This is a genomic window from Alicyclobacillus hesperidum, from assembly GCF_900107035.1.
Classification (GTDB): domain Bacteria; phylum Bacillota; class Bacilli; order Alicyclobacillales; family Alicyclobacillaceae; genus Alicyclobacillus; species Alicyclobacillus hesperidum.
Genome location: NZ_FNOJ01000017.1, coordinates 28,557 through 52,312, shown reverse-complemented (window position 1 = coordinate 52,312; position 23,756 = coordinate 28,557). Strand labels below are relative to the sequence as shown.

Sequence of the window (23,756 nt, the reverse complement as noted above, 5' to 3'; positions counted from 1 at the left end):
TGCTTATCTGTGTTTCATGCGGCTTGCTGTTGTTGGGTATTGGCCTGTTGCCGCCGGAGGTGATCTTGGTTGGAGCAAGCGGACCTCGACCTGATTCGTCAGGCGCGGCGCGGCAAACCCGAGGCGTTGGCGGACATCGTTCGCAATTATCAACAGTTTGTCTACCGGACTGCATACGGTGTCTTGCAAAACGCAACAGACGCGGAGGACGCAACGCAAGAGGCGTTCATTAAGGCGTTCCGATCTTTGAAGCAGTTGCGGGAAGAACGCACGTTTCCCACATGGCTTGCTCGGATTGCCGTTCGCGTTTCCCTCGACATGTTGGCCTCCCGCCAACGGCGCGCACAGTCGCCGAGCGACGAGGTGAGTGCTGCGGTGTCGGGGGCAGAAGATGCGGCGGCGGCGAGGATCGACGTTGATCGTGCCTTGGCTCGCTTAAATGAAGAGCATCGTACGGTCATCGTACTTCGCGCGTTCCACGGGCTCGAGTACGACGAGATAGCGCAGGTGCTCGACATTCCTGTAGGAACGGTGCGATCGCGCTTGCATCACGCACGCATGCAGTTGCGGCGGTTTTTGGGCGGCGAGAGGGGTGATGGATGATGGATCGTTGTCGCGATTGGGAGTCGTTACTGACTGCGTACGTAGACGGCGAGTTAAGCGCAGTGGAAGAGCAGCGTGTGCGCGCACACCTAGCCGTTTGCCCTGCCTGCGCGAGGCTGTTTGCCGACCTTCTGGCGGATGAAGAGCAGGTGGCGGCTTATGCCCAAACGATTGAGCCGCCCCTGGGACTTGAAGCGCGGGTGGTGGCGGCACTTGCAGAAGAGCATCAGGTTGTACAGTCAAGGCGCCTTGTCTATGTCTACCTGTGTTGTTCCATTGTTGGCCTGTGTGCGCTTGTCGGACTCGTCGTGTCACCGATTGGTTCGTTGGTGACACTTGCATTTCACTTCGCGTCAGCCGTGTTGCGCGGTTTGGTGTCGATACCGACCGCGGTGCATCAGCAGTGGCTGGTTGTGGCAGCGGCGTTCAGCCTGCTCCTTCTTGGCATCTCGCTATTTGGGACTGCGCGCCTGCTCAGGTCGTCGCGAAGAAGCGAGGTCTTATTATGAGGTGGCGGTGGCTGTACAGTTTGTGGGGCATGCTTTTATGTATTGCCATCGGCTCCGGCATCGTGCCGTCCGCGTTGGCGGCGCAGCGCACGACAAATGCAGGGCTCATCCGGACGAGCGCAACCCAAGTTCCCCCAGGGCAGGCCATCGGCGATATTGTCGTCGTCGGCCACAATCTCACGATTGCAGGCATTGCGGATCACGTCCTTGTGATTAACGGCGACGTGACCCTGCTACCCACTTCGCGCGTCGATATGGTGGTCGATCTCGGTGGGGTCGTGCACACGTCTCCTGGTGCGAAGGTTTACACGGTCTTCCACGCATCGCTCACCGATCCGTTTTGGAGTGGTGCGCTGGTTACCGGTCTTGGCGCCTTGGCCGTCTGGGGCGGTTTGTTAGCTGTCAGCATCGTCTTGACTCTGCTACTCACTGTGATTGCCGCGGCATTGCGCGAAACCATTCGCGTGCCGTTAGCGGAAATGCAACGCTCTGTCCGGCGCGTCGGGCTTACGGGGCTGTTTGTCAGTGTCGGTGCTGTCGCATTTTGTGCGCTCTTGGCTGCGACATTGGTAGGCATACCGTTTGCCGTGCTTTGTTTCTTCTTGTATGCCGTTGCCGCTATCATCGGCTTGGCGGTCGTAGCGGTGTGGATTGGATATATGGTGATGACCGACCCGGTCCAGCGACCGGTGTGGGTGGTTGCGCTGGTCGGCGTCAGCCTGTTAGTGGCGTTTTGCAACATCCCATTTGTTGGGTTGTTGTTGTTCTGCATTGCGTGGGTTGTTGGTGTCGGAGTGACCACTCACTGGCTGTGGATGCTGTGGAGCATGCGCAAAGGCAGACGACGGCCGACCAACATGGATAAATAGAGACCTATCAAAGGGCTGTCACAAAAACGGTTGAAAATCCGTTGGCGGGCGGCCTTTTTCGTGTGTTGCCTAGGTGTTACTGGTGCTGTCAAAGGTCGTGTTGACTGCTGCTCGATGGGTGTTGAAAGTAAAATGCCTAGATTCGATTTCTAGAGGGAAATATAGCCGATTCGTGTTATAGTCTATAAATGAAAATGTCAATCGTCGTTCTAAATTGAATGTGGGCTCAGCCTGTGAAGGCATGGGGGTTTTCAAATGAGTTGCGAAGCTTGCGCTGCGAGTCCGGTTAGGGTCGTATTGCGAATTCCGGAGAGTGACCTTACAGCTGTACGCGCGTCGCTCGGGAACAACGCGGGGGAAATATGGCTCGGCGGAGGTGTGATGTCCCTTCCGCCAGAGGCTGTAACCGCGCGCATCCGGTATTGGCAGGAGTTTTTTGACACGTCGCTATGGGCAGCAGGGCTAGGGAATAACAGAGGATTAGGGACAGAAGAATTACAACCGTTTGACGTATGGGCTCAGGGGCTGCCTCCAGTCTGGTTGGACGAGCTGCTCGCTCGCGGGGGACTGAGAATGGCGATGCAACCCATCGTCGACGTGGGTTCCGGCAGTATTGTGGCTTGCGAGATGCTGGTTCGGGCGGTGTCCGCCGCTGGCGATTTCATCTCCCCTGGTGCGCTGTTTCAGGCTGCGCGCAACCAGTCGCGGCTGTTTGCGCTTGATCGAGCCTGTCGCATTGAGGCCATCGCGGCCGCTACGCAACTTCCTAGTGATTGGTACGTGTTTATTAATTTCGTGCCGACGTCGATATACGTTCCGGAACACTGTCTTCGATCCACCGTCGAGGCGACGCGGAAGCATGGTTTAGCAAAATCGCGCCTGGTGTTTGAGGTAGTCGAGACCGAGTTGGTTGAAGATCTAGAGCATTTGCGGCGTATTCTGGATTTTTATCGGCGCGAGGGTTGGCAGTACGCGCTCGACGATTTCGGCGAGGGTTATAGCGACGAGACCATGCTTCGCGCTATACAACCGGACGTGGTAAAACTGGATCGTCAGTTTGTCGATCACGTCGACGCCGATCCCGCCAAGCGTCGTGTCGCCGAGGGGCTAGCCCAGGTGGCGAAGTCGCTCGGCGTTCGCCTGCTGGCCGAGGGCGTTGAGCGCCCACAAGAAGCACTGTTGTTGCGCGATCTCGGTTATCTCTGGCAACAAGGCTATCTGTATGGTCGACCGACGTTCGACGTCCCAGTTGAGCACATCAATTGGCGATGATTTTTTTCTTTAAGATGCAAGGGACCATCCTACCAGCCCTTTGATGGCTGGTAGGATGGTCCCTTTACACTCTTTATGCGGAGTGCTGTGTGTCGTGCTGTGCAGTTCTTGCTTTGACACCATATCCGAAGAGGCGTGCAACGAGGCGCGTAAGTGGCATGACTTGGCGCCCAAACAGCCACATGACCCGACTTGCGATGATACCGATGACAGCACCACCAAGAACATCCGTCGGATAGTGTACGCCGACGAAAACGCGTGCAATCATGACGATAATGGCCAGCACGGTGAATGGAACCGAAATCCACTTTGGCGTACGTCCCATGACGCCTGTCGCAAAGCCCCACGATCCGGAGGTGTGATCGCTTGGGAATGATGCATCAGCTGGGTGCGTAATGAGCTGTGTGAAGGAGCCCTTCGGAAATACCGTGAAAGGCCGCGGCCGAAACCAAATAAAGTGGGATATGATCACGTTGATAACAAGTGCCAGAATTCCAGAAAAGCCCGCCACGGCAAGCGCATTCCGTTGCTCAATGTCGCGCTTTGGCAAGGCGAACCATGCAGCGATAAACATGCAGGCGTAAAGTTCTAACGCGTCCTTTGCGAAGAAAATCATGATGTCGTCAAGCAAATGGCTGTGTCCAGCCAATCCATTGATCATATGGTATACATGGGTGTCAAATGGATTGACAAGAGCGGCGTGTATCATGGTCTCACTCCTATCGGCGGATATCATAACACGAACAAAGACGTAGTCGCGATACATTTGGTTCAATCTAACTTTGTATGTTTTTGGCGGTGCTTGCGAATCTATTTGGTGAACTGCTTTTGAGCGCAAGCCGTCTCTATGTCGTAGTGATCCGAAAGGGTTGCAATTCTCTTTGGAGGTGGCCATCATCCATCTCGTTTCGCTAATCGAGCATTATGGATATCTGGGCTTGTTTGTGATGTTGATGTTGGAGTATTTCATTTTGGTCGTTCCCGGCGAGACGGCTTTGACGACGACAGGTGTTTTGTCTCGAAGTGGCGTCTTACATTTGAATATTGGATGGCTCATTGTTGTTACAGCTTTGGGAACGTTTGTGGGATCGACCATTGCCTATGGGATTGGTCGCATATGTGGGAGACCACTGCTTGTGCGCTATGGGAAATATGTAGGGCTTACAGAGAAACGGTTGGCTAGCAGTGAACGCATGTTTCAGAAACATCCGTGGGTGATCCTCATCGTCGGTAAGTACATTGCCGTCGTTCGCGATATCGTCCCCTATCTTGCAGGGATTAACCGAACGTCTCTGCGTGTGTTTATTCCATTGAATTTGTTAGCGTCATTTATGTGGACCGCCACATTTCTTGCCCTGGGTGGGGTGATTGGCGGGTTGTGGAAGTTTGTTCTTCATCACTGGCAGATTAGCATTGTTCCGGCGGTGATTGTCGTGGTAGGCTGTGGCTACGGATACTGGTTGTTGAAGAAACGCATGCATGCGGCGCTGGATCATGAGCGGTCGCTGGAGGGGTAAAAGTCTTAAAAAGGTACGGTTTGTGTAGGCACGAGCGAGAAATGGATCTCTTCTCGTGCTTTTTTTTTTTTTTTTTTCGACAGATTACCCAACAAAATAACTGTTGGATATGTCAATGGAATGCACGATGGTACAACACGAAATTGGAGGAATTTAAGCGTTACGCATGAATATGATTACGTATATTTGTTTGACATCCGAATCAAGAGGGGTGTTCAGATTGAAACGAAAGACGGTTGTGAAATTTGGAATTGGCGTAGGTACAGTGTCTGTCCTAAGCGGCTTGGTCAGTGCGTGTGGCGTGAGCAATGCTTCCGTACAAAGTGCAAAGGTTACCACAAATGCGACGCAAGCTGCGGCTAGTACCGGCAAGCAAACGGTGACGATTTGGGATATTCAAACAGGTGCAGCACAGCAAGTGGTCATCAATATGTCCAACAGCTTTAACAAAACACACCCGAACATTCAGTCACAGGTTCAGTTCTTTGAAAACGATCCCTACAAGCAAAAAATCCAAATCGCTATGGGAGCCCACAATCCTCCGGATATTTTTGTCGGATGGGGTGGCGGTACGTTGGCGGCTTATGTCAAAGCGGGCGATGTATACAATCTAACTTCGGCACTCAATGCAGATCCTTCATGGAAAAACCGCTTCCTCCCATCTGTGATGAAACCGGTTACAATAGGTGGAAAAATCTACGGTGTGCCGAATGACAATGTTCAACCGGTTATGATGTTCTATAACAAGGAAGTATTTAAACAGTATCATTTGACTCCGCCAAGCACTTGGATGCAACTGCTTTCTGACGTTAAAGTGCTAAAGAGTCACGGGATAGCTCCTATTTCGCTCGGCGGAAAAGATGAATGGCCCGAACTTATGTACGAGGAGTACCTGGTTGATCGTATTGGCGGGCCGCAGGTCTTTGATGCTGTGTTGTCGGGCAAAAAGAACGCCTGGTCAAACCCAGCCTTTATCAAGGCGAATACCATGATTCAGCAGTTGGTCAACGCTGGTGCGTTTGAACCAGGATTCAGTTCCGTTAGTTCGAATCAAAGTGAGGATGCCGCTCTTCTTTATACGAACCGTGCCGGGCTTTGGCTCATGGGCAGTTGGGGCTTCGCTACTATCTTGTCGAACGACAAGGCGTTTATACAACAAGGCAACCTTGGCTGGATACCTTTCCCGAGGATCCCGGGTGGTAAAGGGAATGTCAATGACATTGCAGGCAATCCATCCAACTATTATTCCATCTCTATGGCGTCTAAGAACAAGGCGGCAGATGTCACGTTCCTGAAAGACGCGGTATTGAACAACCAGAACGTGAAGGATTGGATTAGCATCGGAGACGTCCCACCCGTTAAGGGGATCGAGAGCCAGCTGAAACATACAACCTATGGAGGATATTTGTCGTTCACATACGATCTCGTCAAGAACGCGCCCAATTTCCAAGCGTCTTGGGATCAGGCGCTGCCGCCAGCAGAGGCCCAAGAACTGTTAACGGATCTGAGTAAGCTCTTCCTGAATCAGATGACACCGCAGCAATTTTCGGAAGATATGAACAAGCATATGTAAAATCTTGCGGCCCCGCCAAGCGGGGCCACCGAAATTCAAGCGGTTAGGATGTGGCTTTGATGAGCGAAGGTATGAATTGGCGGCGGTGGATTATGTTGCTCCCTGCCGTGTTGTTTTTCGCTGTGTTCGCACTCTTTCCTATGATTATTGCCGTGTATTATAGCGGGCTGAGCTGGAATGGAATTGGTGCTGCGAAATGGGTTGGTACTGCCAATTGGACTCAAGCGATGTCCGATGGCGAGGCTTGGATGGCACTTCGCCTTACCATTGAACTAATGGTACTGTCATGGATTTTTCAAACGCCTATCAGCCTTCTTATTGGCGTGTTTCTGGCGGGCAAGCAACGGCACCGCGCGGTTCTCGGCGTATTTTACTTCGTTCCCCTATTGTTTTCATCTGTCGCGATAGGGGTGACGTGGTCCTACATTCTAAATCCGAATTTCGGGCTAGTGGATTCTTTACTGAAGGCAGTCGGAATTGGGAATGGGACGGAGAATTGGCTGGGAAACGTTCATCTCGCTATGTTGGTCGTCAGTATGATCATTGCGTGGCAATTTATCCCGTTTCACTCGTTGCTGTATCAGAGCGGCGCGAAACAAATCCCTGATTCCTTATATGAAGCCGCACGGATCGACGGAGCTGGCCCATGGAGCTCATTTATCCATATCACAATTCCACAATTGAAATATACAGTAGTCACGTCTTCCGTTCTTATTCTGACTGGGTCACTTACGTACTTTGATCTAATTTATGTTTTGACAAACGGTGGACCGGGTGAGGCTACGACCGTTTTGGCCATGGATATGTACAAACAGGCGTTCGCCAATCAAAATATTGGGCTCGGAAGTGTACTTGCAGTCATCCTGGCTGTGGCCGGTATAGTCCTTTCCATTTTGACATTGCGTTTTACCGGCTTCCACAGGATGGAGAGCCAACTGGAGGGGATGTAATGTCGACGGCGGCTCCAACCAAGTACGGTACCGAATTTGCTAGAACATCAACGATACGTTTGCCCAAGTGGTATAACATGTTCTTCACCTTTCTTGGTCTTGTATGGCTTGTGATAGCTTTCTATCCAGTGTTGTACATGATTATGACCAGTTTTAGGTCGGAACAAGGCTATTTAATGGGAATCCCTTGGCTTCCCACACTGCACCCGACGATTCAAAACTATACGACGGTACTACAGGCAGGGTTTCTCCATTATTTCTTGAATAGTGTAATCGTTTCACTGTGTACTGTGGTTCTCATTGTAGGCTGCTCAATTTTGTGTGCCTACGTCATTGTTCGAAGCAAAACAAAGACTGTGCAGACTGTTTTTAACGTATTCCTGGTAGGGTTGGCATTACCGATACAAGCAGCCATCATCCCGATTTATATCTTGATTACCGATCTGGGGCTCTACGATAAGCTGATCGGGATCATCCTACCATCTGTCGCATTTGGATTGCCTTTAACCATTTTGATTCTTGTCAACTTTGTGCGTGACATTCCGAACGAGTTGTATGAGTCCATGGGCTTAGATGGGGCTCATGATTTCCAAATTCTTTGGCGACTCGTTCTGCCTTTGGCGACTCCAGCCTTGGTCTCCGTCGCCATATATGACTTTGTGCAAGCTTGGAATAACTTTTTATTTCCGTTGGTGCTTACTGAAAGTACGAGTTCACGCGTAATGCCATTGGCCATCGTAAGCTTTCAGGGCCAATATACGATGAATGTTCCAGTTACCATGGCAGCCGTGATACTTTCCGCTTTACCACTAATTCTTGCTTATATCTTTGGACGTCGATGGCTCCTTCGCGGCATGTTTGCTGGATTTGGTAAATAAATGTCGCCCATGGACTTCGCATCAGGAGGGAGAGTAAAAATGGAACACAATTACCAAAACCCCAATCTACCGATAGAAGAACGAGTGGAACTCTTGCTTTCCGAGATGACCATCGAAGAAAAGGCAGCACAACTCACGTCTGTATGGGCCTACGAAGTCCTTGACGATCTCGTTTTTTCCGACGCCAAGGCGGCTAGCTTATTCGAACACGGTATTGGTCAAATCACGCGCATTGGCGGTGCAACCAACCTCGATCCCGCAGATGTTGCGCGTCTAGCCAACCGTATTCAACAGCATTTGCTCACGCAGACGCGCTTAGCCATTCCTGCACTCGTGCACGAGGAGTCGTGTAGCGGCTATATGGCAAAGGGAGCGACCTGTTTTCCACAGAGCATCGGCATCGCAAGTACATGGGATCAGGATATCGCTCGCAAAATCGGCGAGGTGATCCGCACGCAGATGCGCGCTGTCGGAGCGCAGCAAGCGCTTGCGCCCCTGCTCGATGTCACCCGCGACCCACGCTGGGGGCGCGTCGAAGAAACGTTTGGTGAGGACCCATACCTTGTTGCACAAATGGGGATCGGCTATGTCGGTGGGCTGCAAGGTGATGATTTACGCGACGGCGTGATCGCCACTGGTAAGCACTTTGTGGGCTATGGTGCCTCCGAGGGCGGCATGAACTGGGCGCCCGCACATATTCCGGAGCGTGAACTGCGCGAAGTCTACCTCTATCCATTCGAGGCTGTTGTGCGCGAGGCCAAGCTACAATCCATCATGCCGGGCTACCATGAGCTCGACGGTGTACCCTGTCACCACAACCGCGATCTCCTGGTTGAGACTTTGCGCAATCGCTGGGGCTTCGAGGGTATTGTCGTGTCTGACTACTTCGCGGTCAACCAATTGTTTGAATATCATCAGGTGGCTCGCGACAAAGTCGAAGCGGCCGTATTTGCAGTCGAGGCAGGCGTCGATGTGGAACTGCCGAGCCGAGATGTCTATGGACGGCCACTCGTCGAGGCGGTCAACCAGGGTCGCTTGCGGATAGAGCAAGTCGATGCTTTGGTTCGACGTGTGTTGACGGCCAAATTCCGACTCGGTTTGTTCGAGAGGCCGTTTGTCGATGAAGGCCGCGCACCGAACCTGTTCGACAATCATGAACAGCGGCAGTTGGCGCGCGAGGCAGCCGCCAAATCGATCGTTCTTTTGAAGAACGAAGGAAACTTACTTCCGTTGGAAAATGGAGGAAAGATCGCCGTAATCGGCCCCAATGCAGACAGCATCCGCAACATGGTCGGCGATTACGCATACCCATGCCATATCGAGTCGCTGCTGGAGCAGTCCGAAGACAATGTGTTCCACTCTCCGATGCCAAAGGGAATGAAGAGTGTCGACGATTTCATTGAAATGAAGACCATCGTGCAAGCCATCCGCGACAAGGTTGGGGATGGAGCGGAAGTCCTGTACGCAAAGGGCTGCGATGTGCTGGGCGACGATACATCCGGCATAGCCGAAGCCGAGCACGTTGCACGTCAGGCCAATGTGGCGATTGTCGTTGTCGGCGATCGCGCTGGGCTCACCGATGGCTGTACGACTGGCGAGTCGCGGGATCGCGCGACATTGACGTTATTGGGTGCGCAGCAAGAGTTGGTTGAGCGCGTTGTCGCCACAGGTACGCCCACCGTCGTCGTGCTCGTCGGCGGACGCCCGCTGTCCATCACATGGATTGCCGAACACGTTCCCGCCATTCTTGAAGCCTGGTTACCGGGCGAGGAGGGCGCGCCTGCCATTGCTGACGTGCTGTTTGGCGACATGAACCCTTCCGGCAAGCTGCCGATCACGATTCCGCGATCCGTGGGCCAAGTTCCGATTTACTACGGCCATAAGCCAAGCGGCGGACGCTCGCACTGGAAAGGTGTGTATGTCGACGAGAGCAACAAACCTCTGTACGCTTTTGGCCACGGCCTCAGCTACACGACGTTTGCGTATCGGGAACTTGCTCTGTCGCAAAGCGAGATCGGCATCCATGACACGGTCGACGTGTCTTGTGTGATCGAGAACACGGGAGATCGGGCCGGGGAAGAAGTGGTGCAACTGTACGTGTACGATCGCGCTGCCGATGTGACGCGGCCGGTGCAGGAACTACGTGGCTTCGCACGCGTGCACCTAGAGGCGAAAGAAGCGGCGCTGGTCACGTTCAGATTGTCTGCGCACCAGCTGGGATTTTACAACCGCAATCTGCAGTACGTCGTCGAACCTGGCGCGATCGAAGTGCAAATTGGCGCCGCGGCGGACGATATCCGGTTGCGCGGGGAATTCCAGATTGTCGGTGAGACCTCCGACATCGAACAGCAAAAAGTATTTACAACTCCAGTTTCCGTACATTCACTTGGCGTTGTCGATGTGCGTTAAAACGTGAAAACTTGGATTTTGCGCGCCTTGTCGGACATTTGATCGGCAGGGCGCGCAATTCATCTCTGGATGTTGTCGGCAGATTGGCCTACAATGAAAACCAACGACCCTGTTAGTCGCCGATACAGTGGGCAGAGGAGATAGACCCTTGGATCGCACCGCAGATCAAGCATTGATGAAAGAGATTAATAAATACATCGTGTTGAATAGAATCCGCTTTCAAAGCCCCATCTCGCGCAGCCAGATCTCAGCCGAGACGGGCTTAAACAAGGCGACCGTCTCGGCGTTGACCGACGAGTTAATCCGGGAAGGGCTCGTTCTCGAGGTCGGGCAAGGGCGGTCGCGTGTAGGCCGCAGGCCAATTATGTTATTGTTTAACGCCAATGCCGGCAGTGTGATGGGCGTGGAACTGGGCGTCGAGTATGTCCGGATCGTCATCACGGACTTTGCGGCACGCGTTGTGTACGCCGTCAACCACCCGATTGACAAGCGGGCTGGGGCAGCAGATGTTCTTGAGTTCTTAGTGACTTGTATCGAAACGGCGCTGGTGAAGGCTCCGGTCACGGACTATGGCGTCATTGGGATTGGCATTGGCGTACCCGGACTCGTTGACTTTCGGCGTGGAATTGTCTTGCGGGCTCCGCATTTGCACTGGGACAACATTCCCTTAAAGGCGATGCTGGAAAGTCGCTTGCATAAGCCAGTCTTTGTCGACAACGAAGCCAATGCGGGGGCGCTTGGGGAAAAGCTTTATGGAGCGGCCACACATGTGTCGAATTTGCTGTATGTAAGCGCGGGTACAGGCATCGGAACAGCCATCGTGGTGGGCGACGAATTGATGCGTGGCGCGGACGGTGTCGCGGGCGAGTTTGGCCACATGAGCATTGACGCACATGGGGACCCTTGCACCTGTGGTAATGTAGGATGTTGGGAGTTGTATGCATCGGAGCGTGGTTTATGTTCTGTATACGCGAAGTTGACCGGGGAGACAGCGGATTTTGACGCCATTCTGCAACGCTATCAAGCGTCTGATCCTTCGGCCATGCAAGCGTTTCAAATGATAGGTCGATATTTAGGCATCGGCATCGTCAATCTGACGAACGGACTTAATCCAGCCATGATCATCTTGGGCAACCGCCTGGCCGAAGGCGGGCGCATGGTCACCGATGCGATTCAACAGGCCATTTCGGCACGCTGTCTGGTGAGTCCGTATGCGAAAGTAGCCGTGCAAGCGTCGGCGCTGGGGCGCGATGCGTGTGCCATCGGCTCGGCGGCGCTCGTGTTGCACGACTTTTTCGCTGGTCCGCGAGCCAAGACGACGACTCGCTCGATTGCGGGAAAATAAGGTCTGTACAAAGATTCGGAATAATGGTATTTTCAACGTGTTCCCTCTTTGACGAAGGCTACCCAACTGGGGATGGGTAGTCTTTGTTCATTTGCGCCTACGTCATGGCGCATAGGGTTGCGATCCGCGCGCTTGCTGCTGCTGATTGCGCTGGCGCCGTTGTCCGCTATTCAACGCCCGCTCAATCGTATCCGCCATCGCTTCGCGACTCTGCGGCATACATACAAACATCGTGCTTAAACCTACGCCAATGCCTCCGATGACAGGCCAAGCCCAATCGTTTCTACGCTTAGGGGACATTTCACAACCACCTCAGCTTTACGGTACCCCGACCGCCTCAAAACATACTGGGTTCTCATTTCTTCGTCTGCTGCGTTTCGGTGAATTTGATGTGAATTTGGGGATACTGCCTTTCAGACGAGGCGTGCAGCAATCCACGTGCGCGGAGTTGTGAACAATTCTAGAAGGTTTGCACGACTGGTACAGGCTCTTTACACAAACTTAACAAAAAAACAACGAATTATTTACCGTAGTCGTGTAGTTTCTTAACGATTGAACTCGATGGGGGATGGACTGTGTCGAAACGAAGTGATCAATTATTCACCTATTTAGTTGATATCGCAGACAACATCGAAGTCGCTACAAAGACATTTCACAATGAGTTGTCAGAGGGGGCCGACTTTGGTGCATTGGCCAACCAAATGAAGGCGTATGAGGACAAGGGCGATGATTTGATCAGCAAGTTGATTTCACTCTTGAACAACACATACATCACGCCTTTGGAGCGTGAAGACTTCGTGACGCTGGCCGTGACGCTCGATGACATCATCGATGGCATTCACGCATGTAGTGTTCGTTTTACGCTGTACGACGTAAACGGTACGACGCCGACGATGGTCGAGTTCGCGAAGGACATTCACGCCAGTGCCGTAGAAATTGCCCAAGCCATTCGCAAATTGAACGAGCGCAAACTGCTCCATATTCGCGAACACATCAAGCAATTGAATGTCCTGGAAAAGCATGGAGACCAATTGTTGCATGCTGCTCTTCGCTCACTTTTTGCGGAGTGTTCCGACGCCATCGAACTCATCAAACTAAAGGAGATATACGAAATTCTCGAGAATGTCACCGACCGCTGCGAAGACGTCGCCGACGTCTTGGAGTCTGTGATCTTGAAAAACGCGTAGAGGTGGCCGTTTGATGCTGTTTGTCATTGTTCTCATTGTGCTTTTGGCCTTGTGCTTTGACTTTACGAACGGCTTTCACGATACGGCCAACGCCATCGCAACCAGTGTATCGACACGTGCGCTGTCGCCGCGTGCTGCGGTACTTATCGCCGGCGCAATGAACTTGATTGGTGCACTGACGTTCACAGGAGTTGCCAAGACGATTGGCGGTAAAATTGCCGATCCGCTCAAGATTCAGCACGGAACGCTCGTCGTGCTCGCTGCATTGGTGGCGGCTATTTTTTGGAATCTGTTTACGTGGTATTTCGGCATTCCTAGTTCCTCGTCACATGCTTTGATTGGCGGGTTGTCGGGTGCTGTGGTCGGAGCTGCGGGTTTTGGCGCAATCAATTACGGGGGCTTTCGTTCCATTATTGAAGCGCTGATCACATCGCCTATTTTTGCATTTATTCTTGGCTACATCATCATGTGGATTTTGCGCCTGGTATTCGGCGGTATGTCACCACACCGTGTGAATCGTGGGTTTCGGTTTCTGCAATGCTTTTCGGCCGCCGCACAGGCATTTATGCACGGCACAAACGACTCACAAAAGACCATGGGTGTAATTACCTTTGCGCTGATTGCCGGCGGCTACCAGCACACGATGAATATTCCTTTCTGGGTGAAAATCTTGTGTGCTGTCGCCATGGGCGTTGGCACCGCAACAGGCGGTTGGCGAATCATTAAGACCGTTGGGTCGAAAATTATTAAAATCGAGCCTATCAACGGATTTGCCTCTGACCTGACGAGTTCCGCAATTATCTTCGGTTTCACATTGCTCAAACTGCCTGTCAGTTCGACGCATGTCATTTCATCGGCCATTATGGGCTCGGGGGCAGCGAAACGGCCTAAAGGCGTGCATTGGGGGATGGCCGGTCGAATTGTGGTTGCCTGGCTCATCACAATTCCTATCACAGGTTTCCTTGCCGCCTTATTGACTCGTTTGTTCTTAATTTAAGCGTCATAGCAAGGCCCGGCGGGTGTATCGGCCGGGCCTAAGCATGCTTCTGTCGCACAGACTTTACTTCGCACTGTCTTTACGCAAGGCGAAAGCAAGGGCCAATCCAGACAGCAGAATGGAGACGATGGACACCGTAAGGATGATTGTGTCCGCCATTGTCCAACCGGCAGACCAGGTCGGCGCGTTTGCCTCCGTCGTGGAACTTGTGCTTCCGCTTCTTGCGTTGGAAATTACCGGAGCTGTCCCATCGGCAGATACGATCTGCGTGATAGAGTGCGGTGTCGCAGATCCTGTAGGGCCTGTCCAAGTAACGATGGTGCCATCCTTATAGTACTGATATGCATCCCAAGCCACATCGCCCGGTGTCGACGGATTACTGGCGATGAACGGGAACTCCATAAACTGTCCAGGTGAGATACCGTTGCCTGTCGCTTGCCAGGTGACGATTTGCGATCCGCCTGTTTGACTGGTCGACACAGTCCATCCAGGAACTGGTTCGTAGTCGTCGAATTGTACGCCTTGCGGCATCTTCAGCACGATTTTTACCGTGGGATCCGTGCGTTCACAGGGCACGCGCATCGTATATTGTTCCCATGCTCCGGCTGTCGGAGGGGTTGGATTGTCCGGTATGACCACGACGTGCGCAAAGACCGTGCTGGCTGCTGTCAACGTCGCGAGTGCACCTGCTATCGTTGCCAGCCATTTGCCTACTCGTTGCCTCATCATCTCTCCTCCTCGTCATTGTCCAACGTGAATAGGGAAGGTTGTTATCACATCGTGAAAATCGTTCGTCAAGATATCGACCGCGACATTCCAGCGGCCACCCCCAGAGAGGGCAAGTCCATTTGCCGCATAAACGCCAGGGCCGCGTGGAAGTAAGCGGAGTTCTTCCGCACCTTGATTGACCGTCTTTGACGAGAAGGACAATGCCACCTGCTGAATAGCCGTATCCGGTTTTCCGTTTTCCGCTTGGACACGCACAATAAACTGGTTTTCACCCACATGGTTTGGCGTGATCGACAATGTGATCCTGAAGCCATCGACGTTATGCACCGCGTCGACTGGGCCAGGATGGTTGTCCCCTGTCGGCAGATTGGTCAGAATGGCCGTCATGGCGAATACGCCCACACTTATAAGCAGTTCTAGGCCCATAAATAGACGTAGCGTGCCGCGCGGTGCTTGCCGGCGTAATGCGTGAGCCGACGCAAAGATCAGCATAAGACAGAAAAGTGCGAGCTTGACAATGAGTGTATGTCCATAATCGGTATGGAACAATGCGTACCACGTTGGGATATGCAAGAAAGCTGAATATAGACCACTTAGTCCAAGGACGGCGACGCATATCAGGGCAATCTTGGAGAAACGCGAGATTGTTCTGCGCAAGAGAGCGTCGTAAGTCACGGGTTGTTTTGCTACCTGCCCAACGAGTGCAAGTATGGCCGCAATGCCGCCGACCCAAATGGAAGCGGCGTACAGGTGGATAACGATAGCGAACACGGGTAATGCAGGGCTATTTTCGGCGATCGCATGCCCCGAAAATCCCATCGCGATCGGCAAAAGAAACAGCGGCAACGCTATCCACCAAGTCCGATGGCGAGCTTTGGCGGGTAGCAGCGACGCAATCATCGGAGGCACGATGAGCAGGATGAGCATTTGTACAATCCACAGGTAGCCAAATACGGTCAGGTTCAGCGTGCGCTCAATGTATCGTGCTGAGAATGCTGATGTTCCGTGAACATTCCATGTGATTGCCGTCTGCAAAGGCAGATCGAGAGAGATGCCGATAAGGAGCATAAACCAGCCGATGGCCACCAAGGCCTTACAGGTACGATGGCGAAGCGATGGAAAAGCTACCTCGGCAAGTCGCAAGCCGACGGCGCCACCCAGCGCCAGAGACAGGCCGGCGTATTGTAAGATGCGATCGATCACCATCCAGACACCAGGCGTATATCCTGTTTCACTCGCTCCTAGGTGTAGAGCGTTGACATCGATCCCAATGCCAAATGGGATGGTACCAGAAACGAGGTGCCCGTCGGCGGACACCACTTGCCAATGAATTGTATACAGTCCGTTAGCCAGTTCTTTCGGGATGTGAATGTCGATCTCGCGGTGGTTGGTCGGGTTCACATGCCCGTCTCCTAAATCGATCCGCTGATTGTCAACGTTTGTCACGGACAAGCCACCGGGCATCAGTTGCACGTCTTCATCGAACTCGACTTCGACGATACCTGGCGAATGCTTGAGCGATTGGCTGACAGCGGGGCTGGACTGGACAACGTATGCGTGTGCCCAAACCGGAGCGGGGCGAAAGGTGAGCGCAGTGAGTGTCGCGAGAATCGCCACAATCAAAAATCGTCCAGCGTGCCTTCTGTAACTGGTTGTGTCAAGCACGTTTACACCCCCTTTATCAGAACCTGAGATGATAGCCGCAGAGCCTCGAGGTTTCTAGGCATTCCATCACAAACATTATGGGAGATTATAAGTTGAATCAAACGAGTTCGAGGGCGTTTTATGAACACACCGTTACATTTCACCGACAAAGGTATGAATGCATCTGAAACGGAAGATGGGTTGGCATCGTCTACAAGATATGGAGGTGTGGCGAAATGAGAATTCGCTATCTGGCTGCAGTTTGTACGGGATTATTTCTGCTCTCTTCGTTGAGTATTTGGCTCTTTGCTCAAAACTACTTCGTTGCCGCTTATGGAAACGAAATGGCAATCCAGCCTGTGGTGAGTGGGGACCCCGTGATGTGGGAGTTTGGTTTGTGTGTGGCGACGGGGGTGGCTGTGTTATCCGCCATCGTGGCTGCAGCTGTCTACATGCGCATGGCGTTTCACGATACTCGGAAGTGGCACAAATACGAGAGATAATTGAAAGGGAAAAGGAAGGGGCTATCCGCAGATGGCGCTATGCCAGTGGAAGCCCCTTTATTTGCGCACGAATGGTATGAAATATGGTCTGACAGTTCCGCATACAGGAACAATAGGATTGATGCATCATTTGCTGAGGTCGTATGGTTATCACACAGTAGTTACAGTAAGATGTGTTGTCCTGTCGCGAATATCTCAAAGAGAGGGGTCGGTACCGGCAAAATAGCAGCGTTCTAACAGTTGATTGAAAGCGCTTGCAGATACCGGTTCGCGTATACCTATTGAAATGTAACAGGGAAAGGGTGTTCAAAGTGGGCGATGAGCCGAAAAAGTCGTTTTTCAGGTATGAAAATGGCGTCGTCTTGATGATGTTTTTTACGTTCGGCTTTGTTTTCATGGAACGCCTCAGTGTTGTCTATTTATTTCCGTTCCTCGGGCCGGATTTGAAATTTAACAACGCAGAGTTGGGCCTCATTGTGTCGGTATTAGCCATCTGTTGGTCGCTTTCAGGTTTTGTGTTTGGGACAATTTCAGACTTTATCGGCTCGCGCAAAAATGTCCTCTTGCCGATCACGCTGGCGTTTTCGCTGTTTTCATTCCTGTCCGGTATTGCCAAAAGCTTTGGTGCCATGTTGTCGATCCGCGCTTTGATGGGCGTTTCCGAAGGTCCTGTGCTACCCATCGCACAGGCGTCCGTGATCGCGGATTCTTCGGAGGAGCGCCGTGGGTTTAACATGGGCTTTGTACAAAGTTCTTTGGGGCTTATCGGATCGACGGTTGGTCCGCTTGTACTGACGTTTGTCGCCACCAAGTATTCGTGGCACGCTGGCTTTTATATCGCAGGTATCCCGGGACTCATCATGTTTTTCGTTCTGTTGTTCTGGATGAAAGATCCGAACAAACGCATGTCGAAAGAACAACTCGCGAAGCACGAACATCGTCTACGCCGCGAAGACTATCCAGTGATCTTCCGCACGCGTAACATCTGGATCACAATGGCCATTGCTGCCCTGATGATGACCTGGTTGTTCGCGTTTACGACGTTTGCGCCGACGTTTTTGGTCGAATATGACAAGTATACTGGCCCGCAAATGGGAATGATCACAGCCGCGATGGGGTTGGGCACATTCTTCTGGGGGTTTATGGGTCCTTACATCTCCGATAAGTGGGGACGTAAGCCGACGCTTGTGCTGTTCTCGTTTGTCGCTGTCCTGTCGCCCGTCTGCTTGGCTTTGATTCATGGCAGCGTGCTCGTGATGTCCGTCATCGGATTTCTCACATGCGCAGGTCAGGCATGTTTTCCCTTGTTCATGGTTGTCGTGCCTGGTGAATCACTTTCGCCAAAGTATGTCGGTACAGCTGTTGGTCTTGTGCAAATGGTGGGCGAGCTGATTGGTGGAACGGCGATTCCCTCAATCGCTGGCGTTGCGGCGGATCACTTTGGGTTGCAGGCCCCGCTTTGGATTGCTGCAGCTGGGGCTGCGGTAAGCGGATTCATCGCCTTTACCCTGAAAGAGACAGCGCCTGTCCGCCGTCGCTCGGCTCGAAATACCACTCCATCGATGAGTGTGTAATTCGGGTGTAGCTTGGGTCTATCAAGCTTACGAAAAAGGGACACCCCGCCTTGACCCGGCGGGGTGTTTTGTAGTCCACGCGATTTCGGAGAAAGCGGGCCCAATCAGACACTGGGCTGTTCATCCCACACGAGATGCTTCAAATCGTCAGGCGTGTTGTTTTCGCGCCAACGACGAAAGTCTTCCTCGATTTCTGGAGCCCACTCGGCGACGTCGATATCTGATGAGCTGTACTTGCCTTCGCGAATGCGAACGAATCCAAACATGTCGCGCAGCCTGGTCTTCTCCGCGCTAATGCAGATTTCCTCCGCGAGATGTGGAGGAATGAATGTCACTCCGGCGGGAGTCCCGAGTACCACGTCCCCCGGCATGCAAATGGCTCCTCCGATACGGCAGGGCACATTCATGCCGATGAGGGTCACGTCGCGTATCGGCGTCGGATCAATGCCTCGATAGTAGGTCTGCAAGTTTTCAATCTCCAGGATTTGCTGCAGGTCGCGAATACCGCCGTAGATGACCTGACCGCGCTTTGTACGCGTCGCGATCGTCGTTGAAAGGTTACCGCCGGAGAACGTGCCTTCCACCACTTTGTCGAACATGTCGACGACGATGACATCGTCCTCTACCAGCGTGTCAATCACCCAGACGTTAAAAAAACCCTTGCGGCCTTCTTCCTTTTGCCCGTATTCGAGCAGGTAATCGTGCAAATCTGGGCGCTTTGGCACCATGACGGCTGTCACTGCCCTACCAACCAACACCTTGTTGGGGTGTACCATCCGCAGGTTGCCCTCGAACTGATAGCGATAGCCGTGTCGCTCAAGGACGGCCCACGCCTCCTCGTTCGTAATTCGCTCCATCCTGCGAAGGATGTCGTCGGGCACACGGGGGCGGCCGTCGTCAAACCGCTCACCCTGCCACAATGGGGTGAGTTGAATGATATCGTCTCGATTGTTGAACTTCATATGCCCATCTCCTTTTGAAAGCGCAGGCTTATAACAGCATACTGCCACCGTCCGCACGAATGGCCGCTCCAGTGATAAATTCCGCCTCATCGGATGCGAGAAAACAGACGATATGGCCGATGTCGCTGGGGACTCCGATGCGCCCCAAAGGGAATTTGCGCGCCCCCCGGCGCCGGCTTTCCTCTGTCACGCGATCCGGTGGTACGATGGGGCGGGGGTTTCCACTTTTACGCCCGACCTGTACAGCACCCGGCTCAATCATGTTCACCGTGATCCCGTATTGCGCGAGTTCGATCGCGCTTTCGCGCACGAGCATCTTGATTCCGCCTTTGCTCATCGCGTAGACCGTATCGAAATCGGTTGGACGCTTTGCATGGACGGATGACATACAGACGATTCTGCCTCGTCGCTGTCCCTTCATGACAGGAACGACAGCCTGAATGCAGTTCAAATAGCCGAGCAGGTTAACGGACATTACGCGATCGAACCAAGCATCGTCGTAATCCATAAGGCCAAGGTTTGGCTGGATGGCCGCATTGTTGACCAGGACGTCGATGTGGCCGTAGCGCCGCACAACCTCTTCGACCATCGCCTGCACCTGCTCTGGATGTGCCACATCCGCTTGTATAATCATGCCGTCGGCGCTTGCTTCGCGCACCATCTGCAGGGTTATGTTCGCAGCGTCGGGGCGATCGACATCGTTGATGGCCACGCGTGCACCTTGGCGAGCCAGTTCAATCGCGACGCCGCGACCAATGCCTGCCGCAGCGCCGGTGACAAGGGCCACCTTTCCTCGCAGGCTCACGTCGTTCACCTCTGCCTTCATCGCTTCATCTTGTGGTCCATGTAGTGCAGTAGGAAACCGCCGTCCAGACGAATGATGGCACCGTTTAAATACTTCGCTGCATCGCTCGCCATCCAGGCCACGGCTTCTGCGACATCGTCTGCCGTTCCCAGCGTCGCCGAGGGGACTTTGTACTGATAATCCAGATACAAGTCCGAAATGTCGCTATAAAACTGTTCATCGTCCCCATCGACGGGTCCCATGGCGATGAGATTGACCCGCACGCCCAAGCGTCCCAGTTCGAGTGCGGCTTCCTTGCACAGCATTTGCAGGGCACCTTGCGCCAAGGCATAGGAAAACGCACAGCCTGTCGGCTTTTCACCGTGGATAGATCCGACGTAGACCATACAGCCGGCGCCTTGCTTAGCCATCTGTCGTCCCAATACCTGCGTGCAAAGAAAGGCTGTCTTGGCGTTGAAGTTGAGTGCATCCCGGACAAGCAGATGCGGCAGTGAAGCGACGGCACCACGGTCGACCCGATTGTGCGTGTGCACGTATAGATCAATCCGGCCGTACCTCGTGACAACGTCGTTGCACAGCGATTCCACTGTTTCCGTAGCGCCCAAATCGCTTGTGGCTACCAAGACGTCATGACCGTCTGCTTGCAAGGTTTGTGCAAGATTGGCCACCACTTGCTCACCAGGACCTGGCGGGCCATTGAGGACGAGCGTCATCCCGTCTTGCGCCAAGCGTTTGGCCGTTGCGATGCCAAACGCTTGGCTTGCATCCGAAATCAGTGCTACGCGCCGATTGGTCATCGGCCATTCCTCCTTGCCAGGGCAGGTCACTAACTCCAAAGCCTATCGTGCGACCATTCGTCATTCCACGTATCGGTCGGTTCCCATAGACCGGGGATGTCGGGATGCAGGTGAGCGCGGATCACGTCGTCATTAAGCGCTTCAATACCAAGTCCGGGTTTGTCGGGGACGCGGATAAAGCCGTGATCGACGATTGGCTTGGGCAACCCGTCGACGAGATCGTCCCACCAAGGAACGTCGACCGAGTGGTATTCGAGCGCAATAAAGTTGTTGGTCGCGGCGACACTGTGTACCGCCGCCATACAGGCAATGGGGCTTTCTGCCATATGCACGGCCATGGAGACGCCATATTCCTCCGCCATGTCACCGATTTTCTTGTTTTCGAGAATGCCGCCAGACGTCAGGACGTCGGGGTGAATGACGGATACACCCCCGGATTCCAGCAGTGGCCGGAAGTTTTCTTTAAGATAGATGTCCTCGCCTGTGCAGATGGGAATGGTGCTAGCTCGCGACAGCTTGACGTATTGATCTGTCAGTTGCCAGGGGACCATGTCTTCCAGCCAGGCCAGGTTATATTTCTCAAGGCGACGCGCCAGCTTAATGCAATCGTCGACACCGATATGGCCGAAGTGATCGATCGCAAGTGGCACTTCGTAGCCGATCACGGCGCGAACGTCGGCAACATATTGCTCAAGAATGTCGAGGCCTTTTTCCGTGACGTGGATGTGCGTGAAGGGGTGAGCTATATTCATCAGGTCGTATGCGCGGTTGCGGCGCTGACGCCGTTCCCAATCGTCTATAGGCGCATGCGTGGGACGAGTGAGGCGTTTCATCTCATCAAGGAATCCAAGGGGGGCGCTTAGGGTACCTGGTTCATCGAGTAGAAGGCCAATACCAAGGTCCATTTTCAGAAAGGTGAAACCTTTTTCCATGCGTTTTAACAAGGCGTTGCCCATCGCCGTTCCATCGTGCTTGCCGTGCACGTCGGTATCGCAATACATGCGTATGCTATCGCGGAATTTCCCACCGAGCATCTGATATACCGGAACGCCGTATGCCTTTCCGGCGAGGTCCCAGAGTGCAATCTCGACTCCACACACGCCGCCGCCTTGTCTGGCGTGACCGCCAAATTGCTTAATGCGGCGGAACAACTTATCGATGTTGCACGGATTCTCGCCTAGCAATCGGCTTTTCAACATGAGCGCATAAGTTTTACTCGCTCCATCCCGAACCTCGCCGTACCCGACAAGCCCTTGATTCGTGTAAATCTTCATGAGGCTACAGTGCATCGGTGCACCGGCGATGTCGGCGAATCGTATGTCGGTAATTTTCAGCTCTGACGGGCTTGAGTGTGTGTTGACATGCGCGAGTGTCTCTTCGTAGGTCTCAGATGTCGCCATGATGGTCCCTATACAGCCAGGGGCATCCCTGGTCGCACAGGATTCCTCCTTCCTGTGGTCGGCATAAGAAGCGCAACCGATTTCGTCTGTCCATTCATACTGTTTCGTTTTCCTTATTCAGATTCCTGCAAACGGTTTCAAAAACGTATACGCAAATGGCCGCCGTTCCATGTCCGAAGGCGGCCATCATGCCTTGCTCAATGGTTCTACAGAGGAACCTTTTGGCCTGTGCGAGCGCTCTCAATGGCGCCAAACACCATATTCAAACTGTGGATGTTATCTGTAGCATCCGTTTCAGCAAGCCGCTGCTCGGCAAGCGCTTGAAACATCTCATCCAAACAACCGGCATGGCCTTCACGCCCTTGCCATGTAACCGGAATTTCTAGCTCTTTACACGGGCGAATGAATCCTTCAGCCGCTTCATCGACGACCTGCGCGCGCAAAGTGTTGTTCCCATCCCACAAGGCGGTGCCGCGACTGCCAACGATCCGCCACGTTGCTTCCCACGACGTATTCCATCCCTCTGCACACCAACTGCCCCTGTAGTTAAAAATTGAGCCATCGCTCATTTCAAAGATGCAGATGGCACTTGCCGCTCCTTGGTACCAGGAGCCTTTTGGATTGAATGCGTGACAATAGACGGAAACTGGCGTGGCACCAAGCAAAAAGCGCGCCTGGTCGAATGTGTGGATGGCCATGTCGAGTAACAGTGGATGCTCCATCGCATCCCGAAAGCCACCGAAATGGGCACCGATGAAGAAGTCGGCATACACTGACGTGATATCTCCGATGATACCGTCGTCCAAGGCCGTTTTCAGCGAGCGGAGTTGGCGGTGATAGCGCCGGTTTTGCATGACAGCATATCGCCGTCCGCTGTCGTGAACGGCGGTCAGAATGGCACGGCTGTCTTCAGGTGTTGCCCCCATTGGTTTTTCACCCAATACATCGCACCCGGCCCGCAAGGCGGTGGTCACGATAGCCCGGTGGCTTTCTGGAATCGTGACGTCAATTACGAGGTTTGCGGCAACAGCGGACAAGGCGTCCTCAATCCGTTCGAACACGGGCACGTGAAGACCGTGACGAGCCGCCATGGCCTCAGCGCTTTCACGCCGGATATCAACTAGGGCGACAATTTGCACGTACGGTCTCTGCAACAAATCGTCCACCCACGTGTTGGCCATGCCGCCACAACCCGCGACGATGACACGGTAGTTTGTTTCCATGAGAATCACC

General features: G+C 53.2%; 23 protein-coding genes. 14 read left to right on the top strand and 9 right to left on the bottom strand.

The window, feature by feature from the left end:
• Positions 1–69: 69 nt before the first annotated feature.
• The 4 genes from BLU70_RS11640 (at position 70) to BLU70_RS11625 (ending at position 3,253) form a co-directional block, all read left to right on the top strand.
• Positions 70–603, top strand: a complete 534-nt coding sequence (locus BLU70_RS11640) for an RNA polymerase sigma factor (protein WP_006446978.1) — start codon at positions 70–72, stop codon at positions 601–603.
• Positions 600–1,112: a zf-HC2 domain-containing protein gene (locus tag BLU70_RS14775; protein ID WP_083341277.1), complete on the top strand. Its 513-nt coding sequence runs from the start codon at positions 600–602 to the stop codon at positions 1,110–1,112. The genes BLU70_RS11640 and BLU70_RS14775 overlap by 4 nt, the downstream gene beginning before the upstream one ends.
• A complete protein-coding gene (locus BLU70_RS11630; RefSeq protein WP_244885196.1) occupies positions 1,109–1,981 on the top strand; it encodes a TMEM199/VMA12 family vacuolar ATPase assembly factor in 873 nt (290 codons plus the stop codon). The genes BLU70_RS14775 and BLU70_RS11630 overlap by 4 nt, the downstream gene beginning before the upstream one ends.
• 255 nt (positions 1,982–2,236) lie before the next feature.
• Complete coding sequence (locus tag BLU70_RS11625; protein ID WP_074693554.1) at positions 2,237–3,253, top strand: EAL domain-containing protein; 1,017 nt, start codon at positions 2,237–2,239, stop codon at positions 3,251–3,253.
• 73 nt (positions 3,254–3,326) lie between these two features.
• Here BLU70_RS11625 and BLU70_RS11620 read toward each other — a convergent pair whose 3' ends face one another.
• On the bottom strand, positions 3,327–3,962 hold the full coding sequence (locus BLU70_RS11620) for an undecaprenyl-diphosphatase (RefSeq protein ID WP_074693553.1): 636 nt from the start codon (positions 3,960–3,962) through the stop codon (positions 3,327–3,329).
• A gap of 178 nt (positions 3,963–4,140) precedes the next feature.
• Here BLU70_RS11620 and BLU70_RS11615 point away from each other — a divergent pair, with 178 nt between their 5' ends.
• From BLU70_RS11615 to BLU70_RS11590, 6 genes are all read left to right on the top strand, one after another.
• Entirely contained in the window at positions 4,141–4,770 is a 630-nt protein-coding gene (locus tag BLU70_RS11615; protein WP_237716449.1) for a DedA family protein, read from the top strand.
• Between the two features lie 211 nt (positions 4,771–4,981).
• Positions 4,982–6,343: an extracellular solute-binding protein gene (locus BLU70_RS11610; protein WP_244885195.1), complete on the top strand. Its 1,362-nt coding sequence runs from the start codon at positions 4,982–4,984 to the stop codon at positions 6,341–6,343.
• A gap of 59 nt (positions 6,344–6,402) precedes the next feature.
• Entirely contained in the window at positions 6,403–7,293 is an 891-nt protein-coding gene (locus tag BLU70_RS11605; RefSeq protein WP_040288929.1) for a carbohydrate ABC transporter permease, read from the top strand.
• Positions 7,293–8,171, top strand: coding sequence for a carbohydrate ABC transporter permease (locus tag BLU70_RS11600; RefSeq protein ID WP_083341276.1), 879 nt, complete (start codon positions 7,293–7,295; stop codon positions 8,169–8,171). The genes BLU70_RS11605 and BLU70_RS11600 overlap by 1 nt, the downstream gene beginning before the upstream one ends.
• 39 nt (positions 8,172–8,210) lie before the next feature.
• A complete protein-coding gene (locus BLU70_RS11595) occupies positions 8,211–10,580 on the top strand; it encodes a glycoside hydrolase family 3 N-terminal domain-containing protein (protein ID WP_074693551.1) in 2,370 nt (789 codons plus the stop codon).
• A 148-nt stretch (positions 10,581–10,728) separates the two neighbouring features.
• Entirely contained in the window at positions 10,729–11,925 is a 1,197-nt protein-coding gene (locus BLU70_RS11590; RefSeq protein WP_244885194.1) for an ROK family transcriptional regulator, read from the top strand.
• Between the two features lie 102 nt (positions 11,926–12,027).
• On the opposite strand, the gene BLU70_RS11585 is transcribed toward BLU70_RS11590, so the two are convergent.
• A complete protein-coding gene (locus tag BLU70_RS11585; protein WP_040290343.1) occupies positions 12,028–12,225 on the bottom strand; it encodes a hypothetical protein in 198 nt (65 codons plus the stop codon).
• A gap of 275 nt (positions 12,226–12,500) precedes the next feature.
• On the opposite strand from BLU70_RS11585, the gene BLU70_RS11580 reads away from it, so the two are divergent.
• Both BLU70_RS11580 and BLU70_RS11575 read left to right on the top strand, forming a co-directional pair.
• Entirely contained in the window at positions 12,501–13,112 is a 612-nt protein-coding gene (locus BLU70_RS11580) for a DUF47 domain-containing protein (protein WP_006447807.1), read from the top strand.
• Between the two features lie 13 nt (positions 13,113–13,125).
• Entirely contained in the window at positions 13,126–14,109 is a 984-nt protein-coding gene (locus BLU70_RS11575) for an inorganic phosphate transporter (protein WP_074693550.1), read from the top strand.
• Between the two features lie 63 nt (positions 14,110–14,172).
• On the opposite strand, the gene BLU70_RS11570 is transcribed toward BLU70_RS11575, so the two are convergent.
• Positions 14,173–14,835, bottom strand: coding sequence for a YcnI family protein (locus tag BLU70_RS11570; RefSeq protein ID WP_244885193.1), 663 nt, complete (start codon positions 14,833–14,835; stop codon positions 14,173–14,175).
• Positions 14,836–14,850: 15 nt separating this feature from the next.
• Positions 14,851–16,503 carry a copper resistance CopC/CopD family protein gene (locus BLU70_RS11565; protein ID WP_074693548.1) on the bottom strand — a complete coding sequence of 551 codons (1,653 nt, stop codon included), beginning with the start codon at positions 16,501–16,503 and terminating at the stop codon, positions 14,851–14,853.
• 215 nt (positions 16,504–16,718) lie between these two features.
• On the opposite strand from BLU70_RS11565, the gene BLU70_RS11560 reads away from it, so the two are divergent.
• Complete coding sequence (locus tag BLU70_RS11560; RefSeq protein ID WP_074693547.1) at positions 16,719–16,985, top strand: hypothetical protein; 267 nt, start codon at positions 16,719–16,721, stop codon at positions 16,983–16,985.
• A 311-nt stretch (positions 16,986–17,296) separates the two neighbouring features.
• Positions 17,297–18,559 carry an MFS transporter gene (locus tag BLU70_RS11555; RefSeq protein WP_100218682.1) on the top strand — a complete coding sequence of 421 codons (1,263 nt, stop codon included), beginning with the start codon at positions 17,297–17,299 and terminating at the stop codon, positions 18,557–18,559.
• Positions 18,560–18,663: 104 nt separating this feature from the next.
• On the opposite strand, the gene BLU70_RS11550 is transcribed toward BLU70_RS11555, so the two are convergent.
• From BLU70_RS11550 to BLU70_RS11530, 5 genes are all read right to left on the bottom strand, one after another.
• Positions 18,664–19,521 carry an RraA family protein gene (locus BLU70_RS11550; RefSeq protein WP_074693546.1) on the bottom strand — a complete coding sequence of 286 codons (858 nt, stop codon included), beginning with the start codon at positions 19,519–19,521 and terminating at the stop codon, positions 18,664–18,666.
• Positions 19,522–19,549: 28 nt separating this feature from the next.
• The gene (locus BLU70_RS11545; protein ID WP_040290379.1) at positions 19,550–20,326 is read right to left on the bottom strand and encodes an SDR family NAD(P)-dependent oxidoreductase; all 777 of its coding nucleotides are present in this window, start codon (positions 20,324–20,326) and stop codon (positions 19,550–19,552) included.
• Positions 20,327–20,343: 17 nt separating this feature from the next.
• Positions 20,344–21,123 (bottom strand): SDR family NAD(P)-dependent oxidoreductase, encoded by a 780-nt coding sequence (locus BLU70_RS11540; protein ID WP_074693545.1) that lies wholly within the window; start codon positions 21,121–21,123, stop codon positions 20,344–20,346.
• A 29-nt stretch (positions 21,124–21,152) separates the two neighbouring features.
• Positions 21,153–22,523 carry a mandelate racemase/muconate lactonizing enzyme family protein gene (locus tag BLU70_RS11535; RefSeq protein WP_006447798.1) on the bottom strand — a complete coding sequence of 457 codons (1,371 nt, stop codon included), beginning with the start codon at positions 22,521–22,523 and terminating at the stop codon, positions 21,153–21,155.
• A 206-nt stretch (positions 22,524–22,729) separates the two neighbouring features.
• Positions 22,730–23,746: a Gfo/Idh/MocA family protein gene (locus BLU70_RS11530; RefSeq protein WP_040290337.1), complete on the bottom strand. Its 1,017-nt coding sequence runs from the start codon at positions 23,744–23,746 to the stop codon at positions 22,730–22,732.
• Positions 23,747–23,756: the final 10 nt, after the last annotated feature.

Excerpts from the sequence above, each read along its gene's own strand:
- BLU70_RS11530 (WP_040290337.1), bottom strand. The coding sequence starts at position 23,746 with ATGGAAACAAACTACCGTGTCATCGTCGCGGGTTGTGGCGGCATGGCC.
- BLU70_RS11600 (WP_083341276.1), top strand. The coding sequence starts at position 7,293 with ATGTCGACGGCGGCTCCAACCAAGTACGGTACCGAATTTGCTAGAACA.
- BLU70_RS11630 (WP_244885196.1), top strand. The coding sequence starts at position 1,109 with ATGAGGTGGCGGTGGCTGTACAGTTTGTGGGGCATGCTTTTATGTATT.
- BLU70_RS11540 (WP_074693545.1), bottom strand. The coding sequence starts at position 21,123 with ATGACCAATCGGCGCGTAGCACTGATTTCGGATGCAAGCCAAGCGTTT.
- BLU70_RS11535 (WP_006447798.1), bottom strand. The coding sequence starts at position 22,523 with ATGGCGACATCTGAGACCTACGAAGAGACACTCGCGCATGTCAACACA.
- BLU70_RS14775 (WP_083341277.1), top strand. The coding sequence starts at position 600 with ATGATGGATCGTTGTCGCGATTGGGAGTCGTTACTGACTGCGTACGTA.
- BLU70_RS11560 (WP_074693547.1), top strand. The coding sequence starts at position 16,719 with ATGAGAATTCGCTATCTGGCTGCAGTTTGTACGGGATTATTTCTGCTC.
- BLU70_RS11550 (WP_074693546.1), bottom strand. The coding sequence starts at position 19,521 with ATGAAGTTCAACAATCGAGACGATATCATTCAACTCACCCCATTGTGG.
- BLU70_RS11570 (WP_244885193.1), bottom strand. The coding sequence starts at position 14,835 with ATGAGGCAACGAGTAGGCAAATGGCTGGCAACGATAGCAGGTGCACTC.
- BLU70_RS11585 (WP_040290343.1), bottom strand. The coding sequence starts at position 12,225 with ATGTCCCCTAAGCGTAGAAACGATTGGGCTTGGCCTGTCATCGGAGGC.
- BLU70_RS11625 (WP_074693554.1), top strand. The coding sequence starts at position 2,237 with ATGAGTTGCGAAGCTTGCGCTGCGAGTCCGGTTAGGGTCGTATTGCGA.
- BLU70_RS11595 (WP_074693551.1), top strand. The coding sequence starts at position 8,211 with ATGGAACACAATTACCAAAACCCCAATCTACCGATAGAAGAACGAGTG.
- BLU70_RS11620 (WP_074693553.1), bottom strand. The coding sequence starts at position 3,962 with ATGATACACGCCGCTCTTGTCAATCCATTTGACACCCATGTATACCAT.
- BLU70_RS11605 (WP_040288929.1), top strand. The coding sequence starts at position 6,403 with ATGAGCGAAGGTATGAATTGGCGGCGGTGGATTATGTTGCTCCCTGCC.
- BLU70_RS11575 (WP_074693550.1), top strand. The coding sequence starts at position 13,126 with ATGCTGTTTGTCATTGTTCTCATTGTGCTTTTGGCCTTGTGCTTTGAC.